The sequence below is a fragment of the Salibacterium salarium genome (genome assembly GCF_030813635.1).
In the GTDB taxonomy this organism is placed as follows: Bacteria; Bacillota; Bacilli; order Bacillales; family Marinococcaceae; genus Salibacterium; species Salibacterium salarium.
In genome coordinates this window covers 511,227-526,247 of record NZ_JAUSUM010000003.1, presented here as the reverse complement: position 1 = coordinate 526,247, position 15,021 = coordinate 511,227, and the positions used below count along the sequence as shown (strand labels likewise).

Below are 15,021 nucleotides of genomic sequence, written 5' to 3'. Positions count from 1 at the left end.
CTCCACCCGTTCCCATGCCGAACACGGAAGTTAAGCTCTTTAGCGCCGATGATAATGAAGGGGCAACCCTTTGTGAAAGTAGGACGTCGCCAGGCTTTTTTTTATATATAAGCTTCCTTAGCTCAGTTGGTAGAGCGCATCCATGGTAAGGATGAGGTCACCGGTTCGAGTCCGGTAGGAAGCTCCATAGTTACACGGAGACTTATGTGGCGGTGGTTCTAGCGTTCGTTTTTCCGGAAGCAGTAGCGGGAAATGGTCGCAAAAGAATCCGGTCACATAAGAAAAATAGACCGATTAAGCAACGCTCTCTTTATCGTTTTAATAAACGGTAGAGGGGGCGTTTTTTGTTATGTTGAAAAAAGGTAAGCGACCGGCTAAACGGTATCGTACGAAATATGATTCGATTAGCAAGCGCGTCCGTTTCTCGTTTTCAAACCTTTGCGACATTTATCTGAACGCGAAACAAGCCGAGTGGCTTTTCGGAAAATACGATGCAATCGAAACGATGGGTCATTCACTTATTTCTGAACCATTACGCGGAAACAGAGCGACCGAAGAGGCTCGTAACTACGTCAATTACTTACGGAATGAACATGTTAAGCACGCCAATAACAGCTACGTCAAAGACCGGTATAAAACGTCTGGCATGAGTATAGGCGGCGTAAACACGCATTTAAGTGTATTGCGGGCGATGTTCCAGTTTTTATACGAGGAGAAGTATCTCGATCATAACCCGTTTAAACGCGTCAAAATGCTGAAAGAGCCGACCGATCAAGTCGAAGCCTTGACGTTACAACAGGCGCGCCGATTAATAAAAGAGCCGGACAGGCGGTCATACAGCGACTTTCGGGATGCCGTTCTGTTTACGTTAATGCTCGATTGTGGGCTACGGTTAGGTGAGGCGGTACAGTTGCAAATCAACGATATAGATTTCACGGCCAATACGATCTATATTTCGGGAGGCAACGCAAAAGGGAATAAGGGGCGATTCGTGCCGTTTTCTCAACGGACAAGCCGTCTGTTGCGAGAGCTACGCGTCTAGGTAGAGGATTTCGCCACGCCGTACATAAAATATATCCCACTTAAAATTACTCCAACTATACCCATCCAAAAGTTTTTCTCTTTCTTAGAATCGTATTTGGTTAATCCGATAAATGAATTTACTAAATATTGCAATTCATATTTAAATTCACACCGTAAATCACAATGAAATCACATACACTACAATAAATATTTCACTCTTGCGAATTAACTTGTGAATTATTCTGTGAATAGACATTAAAAACTCTTTCCAAACTTGATATAACAACAAGAAAACACACGAGATGATACGTGCCAACCCGCTAATTTAGTGACTATACATTTTAATACTTCGCTTTAATTTTTGGGCTAACTTGTTCATAAGGTCTTTTCCTTTTTCGGTCCAGGAACAATCGACTATGTTAAGGACATGACCGCCATTAATCTTCGCTAGTGTTAACTTGTCCCCTAAATCTCTATTAGTCCACTTCTTCGCGTTATATAAGAATTTTTCACCTATTGCAGTTTGAACGTATAGATTGACCGTACAAGGCTTTTTAAGTTGTTCTAATGCAATTACACTTGCAAGAAGAATTGAACGATTATGCGTTGTCTCAAGGCTTGTGAAGTACGTTTCCTTTGTCCTTCCCTTGTACTCCCATACGACTAACACATTACCGATATTGCGGGGATTATGTACCTTATAATTTGAGTGATTAACCCTTACATAAACATTTACTTCCAACCATTTCTCCTCCTTTATCAATCGTTAAAGTACAGTATAAATCAATTTTCGCTTAACGACCAAATTTCATAGGGAAACGATACTTAACGAAATAAAAGCGGTTAGACCTTGAGGTTACGAAATTTTGTAAGAAATTATCGGACGTTCGGCACCGCGGAAAACTCACGACCGCCCCCGGCCCATAGGAAAATACGGGGGTTAAAAGATGGCTAAATTAACACTACAAGAATTAGAATCACACCTATGGGAATCAGCCAATATTCTACGAGGAAGTATAGATTCTTCGGATTATAAAAATTACATATTCGGTTTACTGTTTTTAAAACGGTTAAGTGATGTATTTATTGAAAGAGCGCAAGAGATTGAACAGGAAGAAAAGGATGACTATGGCTGGTACGATCGCGATGAGCACCAGTTCTTCGTTCCAGATCGGGCGCGCTGGACACATATTCAAGTACAGACCAATGACATCGGTAATGAGATTAATAAAACGCCTTCCATATTACATTTGTCACAGGTGATACTACCTACAGGAAGCCGTACGACAACGCCTTCGAAGTTGTTTAAAATACAATAAAGTTAAAGTCATTTGAAAGATAAAAAAGTTGTTTAAAAGTTTTTTCTTTACTCCAGAAAAAGGCCAAATTGTGGAGTCGCTTATTGTGTAAATAATGAGAGTTTGAAATAACTATGGCAGATTGGATGTCGGAGGTCGAATATGGGCTATATCATACATACATTACTTCATTTTTTGGTAGGTGCAAGTATATCGTACATAATAATCAACGAGGATGATAGAACTACTCTTATTTTAGTCTATTAAAGATGAGCGAATTTTAACGTCACTTTAAACGATCTCTTAAAAACTGTTTTATTAGATAAGCACTAGTTTCTAACTCTTCTTCTAAAGGAAAATGCCCGGTATTTAATAAATGAACCTCGCAATCTTTAAGATCGTTTTGGAAAGCTAACGCTCCTTTAGGTCCAAAGAACATGTCATTTTTCCCCCATGCAACCAATGTAGGGGGTTGATAAGTTCTGAAGAATTCTTGCCAATTTGGATACTGTTTAAGATTATTTCTATAGTCATAATACAAAGCAAGTTGTATTTCGTCATTGCCAGGACGATCCAAAGCTAATTGATCCATATTCCATGCATCGGGGCTAATTCGATCAGGGTTACGACTCCCATCTGTATATTGATACTTTGTAAAGTCCACAGATAAAAGGGATTTTAAATTATTCTTATTTTCCTCATTAGGATTTTCCCAATAAGTGCGTATAGGATCCCAAGCAGACAATAATCCTTCCTCATAAGCATTTCCGTTTTGAGTTATAATGGCTTGAATTCGTTCAGGATGTTTGGTTGCCAATCTGAATCCTACTGGAGCGCCGTAATCATGAACATAGATACTAAATTTCTCTAATTTTAATTTTTCTACAAATTCATTTATCAGTAGAGCTAAGCTATCAAAAGTATATTCAAATTCATCCATTTTTGGTTGATCGCTATTCCCAAAGCCTGGATAATCAGGCGCGATAATGTGATATTCATCCATCAATTTAGGTATTAAATTTCGATACATATGAGAAGAAGAAGGAAAACCATGAAGCAATAAAATTGTAGGATTTCTTCTATTACCAGCTTCTCGATAAAAGATATTAATGTTCTTAATATTTACTTTTTTGTATTTCACTGACATATTATCACCTCATATTATTATTTTAGATCAGTGCAGCAGCCTAACAAAATTTGTATCGCCTAATTCGTATTCCTTTGTGTTCACCTCCTTTTATAACCTCTATTAACCATTTTTAATGGTTATAAAAAGGATGTTACAATACTTATTTTAACTTGTCAATATATTTTTTAACGGTTATAATAATTCTCGAGGTGAAATATTGATGGATAAAATATTATATGTAATAGGTGGAACTGCATGGATAAACCTAGTTAATACGACGTATAACTCCAACAAACAAAAGATTGATATCCTTGCCAATACATCAAATACTTTCCAATGGTTGGAGGAAAATAACCTATTACGGGAGTCTGATGCTCTGGCTTTAGAAAACGAAGAATTGCTAGATTCGTTAATAGTCGAGCTTCATTCGCTTCGTCACCTTAGCGAAACGATTTTGTCTGATTTAGAACAAAAAGGAAAACTCTCTCTAAACACGACGGATCAATTTAAAAGGCTTGTTAAAAAGGTGGAAGTTAACCTGACTATTGATACAAAGAATGAAAAATTTAAATTGGTCTCCGAAGGAATAACAGCTAGAGATCACGTGCTGTACAATATTGTCGACTCCATTATCCATACATTGGATAGCATCTCTATCAACCGTATTAGGAAGTGCGAGCATCAAGAATGCAGTCTCTACTTTGTCGATACATCAAAATCAGGAAAAAGACGCTGGTGTAGCATGGAGTTGTGTGGAAATCGCAAAAAGGCGGCCGAATTTTATGCAAGAAAAAAGAAAAAGTGAACTTCTGACAGTCGAAGTCAGGGGTCTTTTAAATGGCATTGAAAATAAGCTATTATCGACTTATTATAAATAGTTCTGTATGAGTGTTAAGGGGGCGTAATAAAAATGAAAAATAAACAGGCTATTATTTGGGGATTCATGGTGAATTCATGGTCGTTAAATTTTATGACGCTAATTCGGTGATATTCAATTATCGGGGCGCGTTTGTGGAACAACTCGGTTAGAAAATGATCAAACTTTTTTATAAAAAACAAATAAAAGCCTACTGAAGAAGAAACCATATTTGATCAAACTTTTTTCCAAATGGTTTCTTTTTATATGTCGTAAAATAAGGGTTTATGAACTATTTTCGATCAAACTTTATTTCAAAGCTACAAAAAGACCGGTAAAATGTTTTGCTGCTTCGTGCTCGGCTGAGCGGAGTACATAGCTGTAAATGTTCATGGTTGTTTTAATATCAGCATGTCCAAGACGCATGTCAATTGTTCCTGTTTCTAAGTATCCCATTCTAGACCAAGTACTTCTCCTCTATTACTCAAACTATCCCTCTTCCAGCATTCACTTTAGGGCGTTAAGTGTTTCCTCGGCAACCTGCGCAATCAGCTTATCGTCATATTTGGCATCCTCCGTATCATGGCGGGACATAATCGCAATGACGATTGGTTCTCTGTTTGGTGGCCAAACAACTGCAATATCATTTCTCGTTCCATAACTTCCAGCTCCACTCTTATCACCGACATTCCAGCCTTCAGGTGCACCTGCACGGATCAGCGTATCTCCTGTAGCATTGCCTTGCAGCCAATCCGTGAACAGCTCACGCTTTTCATCTGAAAGCAAGTCGCCGACTGCGAATGCCTGGAGATTGTTGGCAAGAGCTATCGGTGTGCTGGTGTCACGGGTATCACCCGGTGTGAATTCATTCAAATATGGTTCGTATCGATCAGCCTGAGTAACGTTATCGTCGATTTGCCTTAGGGCTTGTTCAAATTCATCGGGGCCTCCCAGTTTCTTAAATAAGAAGTTTCCAGCAGTGTTGTCACTGGACCGAACCGCCGCCTCACTTAGTTCTAAAAGTGTCATACCGGTATCCACGTGATTCTTGGTAACCGGAGAGTAGGAGACCAAATCATCCTCAGTGTAAGTGATGACTTCCTTAAGCTCTTCCATAGAGTTCTGCTTCAGGACAATGGCTGCGGCCAAAGCCTTGTAGGTTGATGTGAAAGCAAAACGCTCCTCTGGTCGATATTCGATGGTCTGATTCGAGCCCGTATCGATCGCATAGACACCAATCTGAGCGTCAAAATCATTCTCAAGTTGGGCGAATTTTTCATCTGTATTTGATTTTTGTCCCACTTCGTTCCCCTCTTTAGATGAGGAGTCGGTTGAACTGTCTGCATCCATGCAAGCAGTGAGTGTAATCAATGCTAGTAACGATATAAACAGCGTAAATTTATACATGTTGAATTTGTATTTATGTGTTTTTTTCTTCAAGACTTTAACCTCTTTCTTTATATACTAAATACAATCCGGATCTTTGACCCGACTAATTATTAAAAAAGTGTGTACTTTTGACTTCATCTCTGGAAGAAAAAATATTAATATTCGCTGGACGTTTGCCATGTTTTTTCTTAAAGTATGCTAATTTCTAATACTTCCCTCCTTTCTCGCTTATATCGGAGCGTCTAGGACATGCTGATATTAAAAAAACAGCAAAACATTTTACCGACCTTTTCTCCAATGAGGCCAAAAAAGACAGTTAAAAAACATAACGTTTAGCACAGAGAGTCGGTATAAGGCCGGCTCTCTTTTTTTTTTGACAACAACTATCGTCCTTTTGATGTGTGTTTATTTTGTACCTCGGTTACAACGTTCACCACCCACTATATTTTCACTTCAGAAATTAGCATAACAAACACGCAAATAAAATCCGCCCCCAAAACCCCTGTACTAAGATAGTTTATGTTCACTAATAGTATTATAAAGTTTATAAAAAAATGCACACAAATCCCTTATTAAAATCGAGTAAGTAAATAGAAGGGGGAATTTACTATGAAATACGAATACTTGCAAACTGCGGAAAAACGTTCGGTAAATGGTAGCATTCATTTTGAATTTGAATCAGGATGCCTTGATTTCAAGGGAGGAGAAGTTGCATTTGAAATATGGGCAGAGAGAGCATTAAAAAAAGAAAATGGGAATTTAGTTTTTAAAAGTAGAACAGCAGAAATTTTAATAGACAATGAGTTACTAGAGGATTTAAAACAAAAAATCATTAATCGTTATGTCAACAGAATGAAGCGTTTATATTGGGTAAGCACCTTCTATAGATCATAATCGAAAATCACAAAGTAGCCTAGGAACAACTGTATGACTTCCCTTATGCAATTGGATTTCACGTATCGTCTACCTGCGATCATTGCTAAAAACACAACGCTTTCGTCTGGATAGGATAAAACTCCTCGCAATTTATTTGGACCAAGTCTTGACCTTAACGAAACTGTCCAAGGCAAGTGTAACCTATCCAAAGTCTGAAATTAGACTCGAGGAATTAAAAAAATGGAATACCCTCAAAATAATTGTACTCTAGATAGTTTGCTTGTGATTTTAGTGGTTATATGGTAATTAAAATTTAGTTATAACATTAAAGAATGATCCGCTATAAGCCGATAGAGACTCTATAACCTTAGCAAAATTTTGTCTATCACGAGATCTTACTAATGATGGGTTATTCTGCTTATTATAAAAAATTTATAGGAGCTAGTTAATTGTGAGTATTTTATTTGAGAGATTAACAGGAGACAATGTTGTAATCTTACCAATGGAAAAAACACATTCTAAAGCATTACATGATATAGGGCAAAATAAAATAATTTGGACGTACTTACCGAAAACTATAGAAACTTATTATGAAATGAGTTTTTTTGTTGAAGAAGCTTTAGCTAATAAAGAGAAAGGATTAGAATTACTATTTGTTATTTTAGATAAAAATGGTAAAGTTCTAGGCAGTTCAAGGTTTCTAGATATTTCTAGTGAAAATAAGAGTTTAGAAATAGGTTGGACATGGTTAACTCCGAATGTTTGGGGAACTAAAATTAATACTGAATGTAAATACTTATTATTAAAATATTGTTTCGAAAGTCTAGAATTAATTCGTGTTCAATTTAAAACAGATGAGAAAAATATTCGTTCACAAAAAGCTATAGAACGAATTGGTGGAGTAAAAGAAGGGATTCTTAGAAACCATATGATTTGTAAAGATGGTACTTTTAGAAATTCTGTATTTTATAGTATTATAAAAAGTGATTGGGAATCAGTAAAAAGTAAATTGAAAAAGAATATTTATTATTCCTGAAAAAATTAACCAGATTGTCCCATGATTCCAATGATATTTTTATTGATGGTTAGGTATCCATGCGAGAACGTTTTGGTGTGCAACAAGAAAATAATGAGGAAGAGAGCGACGCTTTCTTGTAGAAAACCCATTTTTCAAGATTGATAAAAGGCATCGCAAGAGGTGGTACATTTATCCGCAAACGGTGGTAAAAAAGATGGCATAAGTGGTAAAAGTCGTCCGCCGTACTCACATGAATACTGCACTTAATTTGTCCCAGCCCTGCAATCTTTGTACCACTCCTTGCGGAGCTTTTTACCACCTTATGCAGAGTCGTTTACCAACCTCCTGTATACTGAATGAGCGTGCCCCTTTTTGGCATGACATTTGTTTACAGGAGGTTTTTTATGTTCCCATACCGCTACATGGATGGATTACACTTAGTTGGACAGATTCGTTAAGGTTATATAGACTTAAATCAAATAAACGCATTATGAAGCTCAAATCCGTGATGACCAGGATGAAGAATTGGCAGCACGGATCGTCGAAATCTTTAAAAACAACCGGAACATTTATGGCCAGAGAAAGATAAAAAAAGAGCTAGAAAAGCTGGGATGGACTGTCTCTCGCCGTCGTATTGGACGAATCATGAAAGTGCAAGATCTTGTGTCAAAATATACGGTTGCTCCATACAAACCGACGAGAACGCCCAGTAACGAATCAGAAGTCGGAAATACATTTAATCGAGAGTTTGATCAAGACCAGGAATGGAAAGTGATTGTGAGCGATTTAACCTATGTTCGAGTGCAGCAGAAGTGGCACTACATCTGCGTCTTAGTGGATTTATATAATCGCGAGATCATCGGCTAAAGCGCAGGTCTTCATAAAAGAGTGCTGCATTAGTTCAACGTTGAGAAGAGCGAAATCTACGCACCATCTCAAAACAAAGGTAGGAGGAGTTTAAGTGACATTGCAACAATTGAGATATGTGATTGAAGTGGCGAAACAACGATCGATTAGTAAAGCTGCGCATCAATTGTTTATTAGTCAGCCGAGTCTGTCGAATGCGATTAGAGAATTGGAGAATGAACTGGGGATTGCGATTTTTTCTCGTACGAATAAGGGGATTGTTATTACGTCAGAGGGTTCGGAGTTTTTAGGTTACGCCAGGCAGGTGATTGAACAGACAGACTTGCTTGAAAACCGCTATGCCAATACGGCTCAACCCCCGCAGCAGCATTTCTCTGTATCTGCCCAGCATTATGCCTTTGCGGTCAGTGCGTTTGTGAAGCTGTTGAAAAATTATAATCGGGATGAATATGAGTTTACGTTACGAGAGACGAAGACGTATGAAATCATTGATGATGTAAAAAACCTTCGTAGTGAAATTGGGATTTTGTATGTAAATGATTTTAACCAACAGGTCATTCGGAAGTTTCTGAGAGAAGGAAATTTAACGTTTCATGAGCTATTTCAGGCCAAGCCGCATGTGTTCATCAGTTCAACTAATCCACTCGCGGCTCAGAAGTATGTTACCTTAGCTGATTTGGATCCTTATCCGTATTTGTCATTTGAACAAGGGGACTATAATTCGTTTCATTTCTCCGAGGAGATATTAAGCACCATCTCAAGGCGCAAAAATATTCGTGTCAGTGACCGGGCCACGTTGTTTAACCTGCTGATAGGATTGAATGGATACACGATTTCCACAGGGGTAATCAGTTATGACATCAACGACGATGATATTGTGGCGGTGCCGCTTAAGGTGGATGAGAGCATTACAGTCGGATATATTCAACATAAGAATGTGGCAAACAGCCCGCTGGCAACGATTTATATCGATTTCTTAAAGGAAACGATTGCCGAAGAACTAACTTTGCTATAGGTTAAAGCTATAACAAAGCATAGAATTTACGTGTTATGCTATACCATTTTTCAATGCTACACTGACCCTAGATTACTAAAGGAGAGGGTTAGCAGTGGGGAAAAGAAGTTTAGAACAAAGATTAAACGAAGGCACAGTCGTTGTAGCCGAAGGATATTTATTTGAAATGGAGCGCAGAGGTTATTTACAGGCAGGATCGTTTGTACCAGAAGTAGCGCTGGAGCACCCGGAGGTTTTAAAGCAAGTATATCGAGATTACATGAATGCCGGTTCAGATGTGGTTTTAGCTTTCACCTATAATGCCCACCGTGAAAAAATGAGAATTATAGGTAAAGAACATTTACATGAGCCGTTAAACCGGAGTGCGATTCGTTTGGCGAAGGAAGTAGCGAAAGAACATCCTACAGAAGAAGCGTTAGTTGCAGGCAACATTTCGAATACGAATATTTTTGATCCGGAAGATGCTGATTCTGCGGAAGAAGTAAGAAGTATATTTGCAGAAATGGCCACGTGGTGCAAAGAAGAAGGCGTCGATTTTATAAATGGGGAAACTTTTTATTACCATGAAGAGGCCGTTATTGCGCTAGAGGAAATTCAAAAACAAGGTCTGCCGGCAGTCGTTACATTAGGGCTGATGGGCGAAAATATACTGCGGGATGGTTATACCGTTGAAGAATCCTGTAAAATTCTTTCTGAAAAAGGTGCGTTAGTGGTTGGGATGAACTGTTTCCGCGGACCAAATACGATGCAGCCATACCTGAAGGGAATTAGAAATGAGGTAGAAGGATATGTCGGTGGATTGCCCATTCCATACCGCACGACAGAAGAACACCCGACGTTCTTCAACTTGCCCGATGGAGGATGCAGTTGTTCCTTGCCAACCGAAACCACGTTCCCGACATCCTTAGACCCGCTTTATCACAATCGGTACGAAATAGCGGGATGGGCGAAAGAAGCAAAAGATATTGGTATTAATTATATTGGTCTTTGCTGCGGGGCCTCACCTGCGATGATCAGAGCAGTAGCAGAAGCGATAGAATACGAAACCATTAATTCCAAATATTCACCGGATATGGAGAAACACTTCTTATTCGGGAAAGATAAAACGCTAAAGGGTCATAATCTAAACTACAGTAAAAAAGCATAAGTCATAAGGTGATCATTGAAAGAGGGTAAGCAGGAAAGCGATAATAAATATGGCTTTACTCGGGCGCTTCTTATTTGAACAAGATGGATGCATTCTTCATTAACTGAAGCTGCATCCATTTTTAAGACTGGTAAGGTCTCCGCAAAAGCTGGTACAAAAGAAGAAGTTATTAACTCCGTTAATGAATATATGAAAGAAGGTAAAGATCTTTCAATTGAAACAATATTTGGTGGAAAATCTACACTGAGGGAAAAAAGTTCAAGCTACTATGAATGAATTAATAAAGGGAAGAACAACCATTATAATTGCACATAGATTATCAAGCCTGGTTAAATTTCCTCTTTAACTATATAAGGGATTATAGAATTTTGAGATGACCAAAAAAGAGCTTCCGACAATCCATTTAACAAAGCAATTATTGCAAATCCAGGGGTAACCCAGTATAGGGAACGATTTTAGGATCATCGTTTTTATCTCTTACACAAACTATTCTATGTCATCCTTAAATGGAGGTATATCATTTATAATGTATAATAAACTGTCTTTTTATTTAGCTATAATTTGTTTGTCTATATGTTTATATTCGATTTATTCAATTATGAATAATACTTGGAGGATATCACCACCTGTTTACATTTTACTATGCTTGGCAGTTTTAATAACAATTTTGGGAGCCATCGGATTTAAAGAGAAGAATAAACCGGCAAGATTCAGGAGTTGGTTTACCGTTATTTTATCGTCATCATTAACGATCTTACTTTTTATTTTACTTTCATTCTCCACATTTTTTTCAGTGGAAAAAGAGTTTATTAAGGAAATTCATTCTCCTGATAAAAATTACAAGATTGATTTCTACCAAACAGATGCAGGAGCTGCAGGTTCGTTTGGAATAATAGGAGAATTAAATGGCCCTCTATGGTTTAAAAAGAGAATTTACTTTCAAGATGATACAAAAACCGTCGAAATTGAATGGGAAAACAATCATATAATAATAATTAACGATGACAGACTAAATTTAAAGACGACATAAAATGAATCGAAATGTTATCGGTGCGTTTAATAATTACTTTTACTGTACGACACTGAACCGTAGAATTTTTCTTAAAAACAACGATGAATATTCACAGCCATGTGCTGCGATCCACCGATCAAGAGGTGTTGAAAATTTCACGAATGTTAAAGGTTTATTGAATAATATTGCTGAGAAATTATTAGTTCTACTCATTAAAAAACGCTGCAAGCTTATTTAGGTTTGCAGCGTTTTAGGTTCATTAAAAATGTTGCGAATTGGTTTCCTCATTAGAGCGTTTATTTCCTTTATAGATGAAGTAAAGGGCAATAATCATAAACAGTAGGGCAACAGAACGTTTCCAGTCTAAAGGTATTACTAAACTATTGAACCAGCCGAAATTGTCAATTACAACACCAATTACAAGCTGACCAATGATAACAGTAATATTGGTCGCAATGACCCCAATTCTAGGCACAGCCGTGACAATAAAGAGTAAAAACAACACACCTAAAAATACGGCGCTTAATTGCCATTTAGGTACCTCCAAAATGGCAAGCAAATTACCTTGTCCAAAAAAAAGAATTAAAATAGCTAGAAACATGGACCCTGTTAAAAAGGTTAAAAGTGTCGTTTCAAATGTGCCTGCTTTACGACTAAATGTACCATTAACAGCTGATTGTGCACTTAACGTAATACCACCAAATAAAGTAAATAGAATCATTAATATATCCATTTTCAGACCTCCTAGTTAACTAAGATAAGCGCTATAATCATAGAAATAACGGCAAATATTTTTTCTTTATTGATTCTTGATCTCTTGCTTCCAAGCCAACCATAATGTTCTATAATCATACTCATTACTAATTGTCCAATAATTACGGCAACCATTGTTATTCCGACACCAACAAATGGAACACTAATTACAATAGATGTTAAATAAAGTACTCCTAAGACACCTCCGAGTAGAGTCCATTTAGGCGCTTCTACAGTATATGAAAGTTCACCTTTCCCAAAGAAAAGCCATAATAATCCAATTATTATGGAACCCATAAAGAAGTTATAAAAACTAGTTTCTAACTGTCCTATTGTTTTTCCTAGTTCACCGTAGATTGCTCCTTCCAAGCTAAGCGCTGCCCCTGCTAATAGCGCTAGGATATATGATAAGTAACGCATTAGATAAAAGACCTCCTTTATATTTATATAACTAGATATCTAGAATAATCGATATAATGTGTTAAAAAAAACAGAAATAATTAGCTTAAATTTCTGTTTTAAAATATTCAGCTAACTGAAGAATAAATTCTTCATTCCGCCTGTAATAGGTCCATTGGCCATAACGAACAGATTCGAGCAGACCAGCTTTCTGCATCATATTTAAGTATTGGGATACCGTAGATTGAGAAGCATCAGCTTTTTCTTGAATATCCCCTACACATACTCCCCCTTTAATACTTACCTCCTTTGGTAGATGAGCGCCCTGTTTAGGGAAATGCTTCTCTGGTTCCTTCAACCACTGTAAAATGTTAAGGCGTGTTTCGTTGGATAATGCTTTAAATACATCGATTGGTTCCATATTTAGCATTATATATCGATTTTTTTCGATATGTCAATGTAGAAAATTAAAATTCATGATTATAATTCAGTTTTGTTACTTAAAAGTAACGGAAAGAGTAGCGCATAATCCCTCACAACATCATACATTTCTCTGTTATTGGGATATGTTGGTCTTATTTATTTTGAATCTATTTGCTCCCCAAACTTCTTTCCGAATTCTTCCATTAAATCAATGATTGGAATGAATTCTTCCCCTTTTGAAGTTAATGAATATTCAACACGAGGAGGCACCTCTGGAAAAACTTTACGTTTAATTAAACCATCTGTTTCTAGTTCTCGAAGTTGTTTTGTAAGAGAACCTTGTGAAATATCACCTAAAAAAGCTTTAATTTCACTATAACGCCGCTCTGTGGACTTTAAAAACCAAAGAATAAGATATTTCCAACGACCGGAAAGAATGTTCTGGGTATAGGCAATACCATAAACTTCTCTTTGTTCATTTATACACTCTTGCTCAAACCCATCCTTACATATTCTAGACACTTGTTCACCTGCTTTCTACGGTTAAGTACAAAAAAACGTACTATGTCCATTTTTATTGCCTTCTTCAAGAATAAGAGTAATCACTTTATTCTAGTATAAGTAACAGATATTCAATACACAAATTAATAGTTTAGATTATATGAAGGGAGTTGTCTAACTTGAGCAAAAAAGTACGAGCAGGTATTATAGGTGGATCCATTAATAACGGATGGGCTAGAGGGACACATATACCAGCAATGGAGCACCTGAGTGAGCTTGAACTTACAGCAGTTGGAACCAGCAATATGGAGAGTGCCAAGAAAAGCGCGGATGTCTTTAACGCAACTCATGCTTTTGATAAAGTGGAGGATTTGGCTCAACATTCCGACGTGGATATGACTGTCGTTAGCATCAACGTAAAGGACCATTATGATGCAGTAAAAGCGATTGTTCCTGCTGGAAAACCGATTTATTGTGAATGGCCTCTTGGCTCGAATACAAGTGAAGCGGTCGACATGCAGGAATGGGTGGAGTCTAGACAATTGCAAAATGCGATTGGACTGCAGGCGCGACAGGCCCCAGCTATCAATTATGTGAAAGATTTATTGGCGGAAGGTTATGTTGGAAACGTTTTGTCAGCCAATTTAAAGATCTCTATTGATGCAATGGGAGGCGTGGGTGACAAGGCCACGGCGTACTTATTTGATCGGAAGGTAGGAGGGAACTTGCTCACGATTGTAGGCGGACATAATCTTGATGCATTTACCTACATGCTTGGAGAGTTTAAAGAACTTTCAGCCGTTACAGCGCAACAGTTCCCTAAAGTTGAATTGGTGAATACCGGAGAAGTCATTGAAAAAACGACAGACGATCAATTACTGATTACAGGAAAATTGACCAACGGCGCAGCTGCTAGCGTTCATATACAAGGGGGAGTGAAGCACCAAACAGGACTTACTCTTGAAATTTTCGGAGACAAGGGAACGATCGTCCTCAATGCGCCTGCTTCCATTCAATTTGGATCAAATCAGTTACGGGGAGCAGGTTCTAATGATGAAGAGCTTCAGGAATTAACAATTCCAGATGCGTATTACTGGGTACCAAATTCTCTTAAAAACGATGCAGGGCTTGTTCTGAATGTCGCTCAGGCGCACAGTAAATTTGCTAAGGATATACAAGAAGGAACGTCCGAAACACCAAGTTTTGCAGATGCAGTAAAACTTCATCAGCTTCTTGATACGGTGGAAAGAGCAGCACAAACGGGAGAACGCCAGTATTTATAAAACCTTAGGATCTGTGCGTTGAAACAAACAAA

At 37.7% G+C, this 15,021-nt stretch carries 17 protein-coding genes, 1 tRNA gene, 1 rRNA gene and 2 pseudogenes; 13 read left to right on the top strand and 8 right to left on the bottom strand.

The window, feature by feature from the left end; translation table 11 throughout:
- The 3 genes from rrf to J2S78_RS14195 form a co-directional block, all read left to right on the top strand.
- Window positions 1–95 (top strand): 5S ribosomal RNA (gene rrf / locus J2S78_RS14205); the annotation flags it as partial.
- A gap of 16 nt (window positions 96–111) precedes the next feature.
- Window positions 112–187 (top strand) — tRNA-Thr (locus tag J2S78_RS14200).
- Between the two features lie 162 nt (window positions 188–349).
- Window positions 350–1,042 carry a tyrosine-type recombinase/integrase gene (locus tag J2S78_RS14195; protein ID WP_306899583.1) on the top strand — a complete coding sequence of 231 codons (693 nt, stop codon included), beginning with the start codon at window positions 350–352 and terminating at the stop codon, window positions 1,040–1,042.
- Between the two features lie 306 nt (window positions 1,043–1,348).
- Here J2S78_RS14195 and J2S78_RS14190 read toward each other — a convergent pair whose 3' ends face one another.
- The gene (locus tag J2S78_RS14190) at window positions 1,349–1,765 is read right to left on the bottom strand and encodes a ribonuclease H family protein (protein WP_306899581.1); all 417 of its coding nucleotides are present in this window, start codon (window positions 1,763–1,765) and stop codon (window positions 1,349–1,351) included.
- Window positions 1,766–1,970: 205 nt separating this feature from the next.
- On the opposite strand from J2S78_RS14190, the pseudogene J2S78_RS14185 reads away from it, so the two are divergent.
- A pseudogene (locus J2S78_RS14185) lies at window positions 1,971–2,255 on the top strand (type I restriction-modification system subunit M N-terminal domain-containing protein); the annotation flags it as partial.
- 352 nt (window positions 2,256–2,607) lie between these two features.
- Here the strand turns inward: J2S78_RS14185 and J2S78_RS14180 are convergent.
- Complete coding sequence (locus J2S78_RS14180) at window positions 2,608–3,468, bottom strand: alpha/beta fold hydrolase (protein WP_306899580.1); 861 nt, start codon at window positions 3,466–3,468, stop codon at window positions 2,608–2,610.
- Window positions 3,469–3,670: 202 nt separating this feature from the next.
- Between J2S78_RS14180 and J2S78_RS14175 the strand changes: the two genes are divergently transcribed.
- A complete protein-coding gene (locus tag J2S78_RS14175; RefSeq protein WP_306899578.1) occupies window positions 3,671–4,255 on the top strand; it encodes a CGNR zinc finger domain-containing protein in 585 nt (194 codons plus the stop codon).
- A 360-nt stretch (window positions 4,256–4,615) separates the two neighbouring features.
- On the opposite strand, the gene J2S78_RS14170 is transcribed toward J2S78_RS14175, so the two are convergent.
- Window positions 4,616–4,762 carry a hypothetical protein gene (locus tag J2S78_RS14170; RefSeq protein ID WP_306899575.1) on the bottom strand — a complete coding sequence of 49 codons (147 nt, stop codon included), beginning with the start codon at window positions 4,760–4,762 and terminating at the stop codon, window positions 4,616–4,618.
- Between the two features lie 51 nt (window positions 4,763–4,813).
- Entirely contained in the window at window positions 4,814–5,713 is a 900-nt protein-coding gene (bla, locus tag J2S78_RS14165; RefSeq protein WP_370871573.1) for a class A beta-lactamase, read from the bottom strand.
- A gap of 591 nt (window positions 5,714–6,304) precedes the next feature.
- Between bla and J2S78_RS14160 the strand changes: the two genes are divergently transcribed.
- From J2S78_RS14160 to J2S78_RS14130, 7 genes and pseudogenes are all read left to right on the top strand, one after another.
- A complete protein-coding gene (locus J2S78_RS14160; RefSeq protein ID WP_306899573.1) occupies window positions 6,305–6,589 on the top strand; it encodes a hypothetical protein in 285 nt (94 codons plus the stop codon).
- 433 nt (window positions 6,590–7,022) lie between these two features.
- Window positions 7,023–7,607 (top strand): GNAT family N-acetyltransferase, encoded by a 585-nt coding sequence (locus J2S78_RS14155; RefSeq protein ID WP_306899571.1) that lies wholly within the window; start codon window positions 7,023–7,025, stop codon window positions 7,605–7,607.
- Window positions 7,608–8,075: 468 nt separating this feature from the next.
- Window positions 8,076–8,453: pseudogene (locus J2S78_RS14150) on the top strand (IS3 family transposase); the annotation flags it as partial.
- A gap of 97 nt (window positions 8,454–8,550) precedes the next feature.
- Complete coding sequence (locus J2S78_RS14145) at window positions 8,551–9,471, top strand: LysR family transcriptional regulator (protein WP_306899570.1); 921 nt, start codon at window positions 8,551–8,553, stop codon at window positions 9,469–9,471.
- Window positions 9,472–9,565: 94 nt separating this feature from the next.
- Window positions 9,566–10,618 carry a homocysteine S-methyltransferase family protein gene (locus J2S78_RS14140; RefSeq protein ID WP_306899568.1) on the top strand — a complete coding sequence of 351 codons (1,053 nt, stop codon included), beginning with the start codon at window positions 9,566–9,568 and terminating at the stop codon, window positions 10,616–10,618.
- 87 nt (window positions 10,619–10,705) lie between these two features.
- On the top strand, window positions 10,706–10,894 hold the full coding sequence (locus tag J2S78_RS14135) for a hypothetical protein (RefSeq protein WP_306899567.1): 189 nt from the start codon (window positions 10,706–10,708) through the stop codon (window positions 10,892–10,894).
- Between the two features lie 250 nt (window positions 10,895–11,144).
- Window positions 11,145–11,648: a DUF5412 family protein gene (locus tag J2S78_RS14130; protein ID WP_125563682.1), complete on the top strand. Its 504-nt coding sequence runs from the start codon at window positions 11,145–11,147 to the stop codon at window positions 11,646–11,648.
- Between the two features lie 241 nt (window positions 11,649–11,889).
- Here the strand turns inward: J2S78_RS14130 and J2S78_RS14125 are convergent, their stop codons facing one another.
- The 4 genes from J2S78_RS14125 to J2S78_RS14110 all read right to left on the bottom strand — a co-directional run bounded on the left by J2S78_RS14125 (window position 11,890) and on the right by J2S78_RS14110 (window position 13,727).
- The gene (locus J2S78_RS14125; protein ID WP_306899565.1) at window positions 11,890–12,363 is read right to left on the bottom strand and encodes a DMT family transporter; all 474 of its coding nucleotides are present in this window, start codon (window positions 12,361–12,363) and stop codon (window positions 11,890–11,892) included.
- 11 nt (window positions 12,364–12,374) lie between these two features.
- Complete coding sequence (locus J2S78_RS14120; RefSeq protein WP_306899564.1) at window positions 12,375–12,803, bottom strand: DMT family transporter; 429 nt, start codon at window positions 12,801–12,803, stop codon at window positions 12,375–12,377.
- Window positions 12,804–12,888: 85 nt separating this feature from the next.
- Complete coding sequence (locus tag J2S78_RS14115; protein WP_125563750.1) at window positions 12,889–13,203, bottom strand: ArsR/SmtB family transcription factor; 315 nt, start codon at window positions 13,201–13,203, stop codon at window positions 12,889–12,891.
- A 158-nt stretch (window positions 13,204–13,361) separates the two neighbouring features.
- Window positions 13,362–13,727: a winged helix-turn-helix transcriptional regulator gene (locus tag J2S78_RS14110; RefSeq protein WP_306899561.1), complete on the bottom strand. Its 366-nt coding sequence runs from the start codon at window positions 13,725–13,727 to the stop codon at window positions 13,362–13,364.
- A gap of 158 nt (window positions 13,728–13,885) precedes the next feature.
- Here J2S78_RS14110 and J2S78_RS14105 point away from each other — a divergent pair, with 158 nt between their 5' ends.
- Window positions 13,886–14,989 carry a Gfo/Idh/MocA family protein gene (locus J2S78_RS14105; protein WP_306899560.1) on the top strand — a complete coding sequence of 368 codons (1,104 nt, stop codon included), beginning with the start codon at window positions 13,886–13,888 and terminating at the stop codon, window positions 14,987–14,989.
- Window positions 14,990–15,021 lie beyond the last annotated feature (32 nt).

Bases quoted from the DNA above. Each gene is read 5' to 3' on its own strand.
- J2S78_RS14195 (WP_306899583.1), top strand. From the start codon at position 350: ATGTTGAAAAAAGGTAAGCGACCGGCTAAACGGTATCGTACGAAATAT.
- J2S78_RS14180 (WP_306899580.1), bottom strand. From the start codon at position 3,468: ATGTCAGTGAAATACAAAAAAGTAAATATTAAGAACATTAATATCTTT.
- J2S78_RS14175 (WP_306899578.1), top strand. From the start codon at position 3,671: ATGGATAAAATATTATATGTAATAGGTGGAACTGCATGGATAAACCTA.
- J2S78_RS14170 (WP_306899575.1), bottom strand. From the start codon at position 4,762: ATGGGATACTTAGAAACAGGAACAATTGACATGCGTCTTGGACATGCT.
- bla (WP_370871573.1), bottom strand. From the start codon at position 5,713: ATGTATAAATTTACGCTGTTTATATCGTTACTAGCATTGATTACACTC.
- J2S78_RS14160 (WP_306899573.1), top strand. From the start codon at position 6,305: ATGAAATACGAATACTTGCAAACTGCGGAAAAACGTTCGGTAAATGGT.
- J2S78_RS14135 (WP_306899567.1), top strand. From the start codon at position 10,706: ATGCATTCTTCATTAACTGAAGCTGCATCCATTTTTAAGACTGGTAAG.
- J2S78_RS14130 (WP_125563682.1), top strand. From the start codon at position 11,145: ATGTATAATAAACTGTCTTTTTATTTAGCTATAATTTGTTTGTCTATA.
- J2S78_RS14125 (WP_306899565.1), bottom strand. From the start codon at position 12,363: ATGGATATATTAATGATTCTATTTACTTTATTTGGTGGTATTACGTTA.
- J2S78_RS14120 (WP_306899564.1), bottom strand. From the start codon at position 12,803: ATGCGTTACTTATCATATATCCTAGCGCTATTAGCAGGGGCAGCGCTT.
- J2S78_RS14115 (WP_125563750.1), bottom strand. From the start codon at position 13,203: ATGGAACCAATCGATGTATTTAAAGCATTATCCAACGAAACACGCCTT.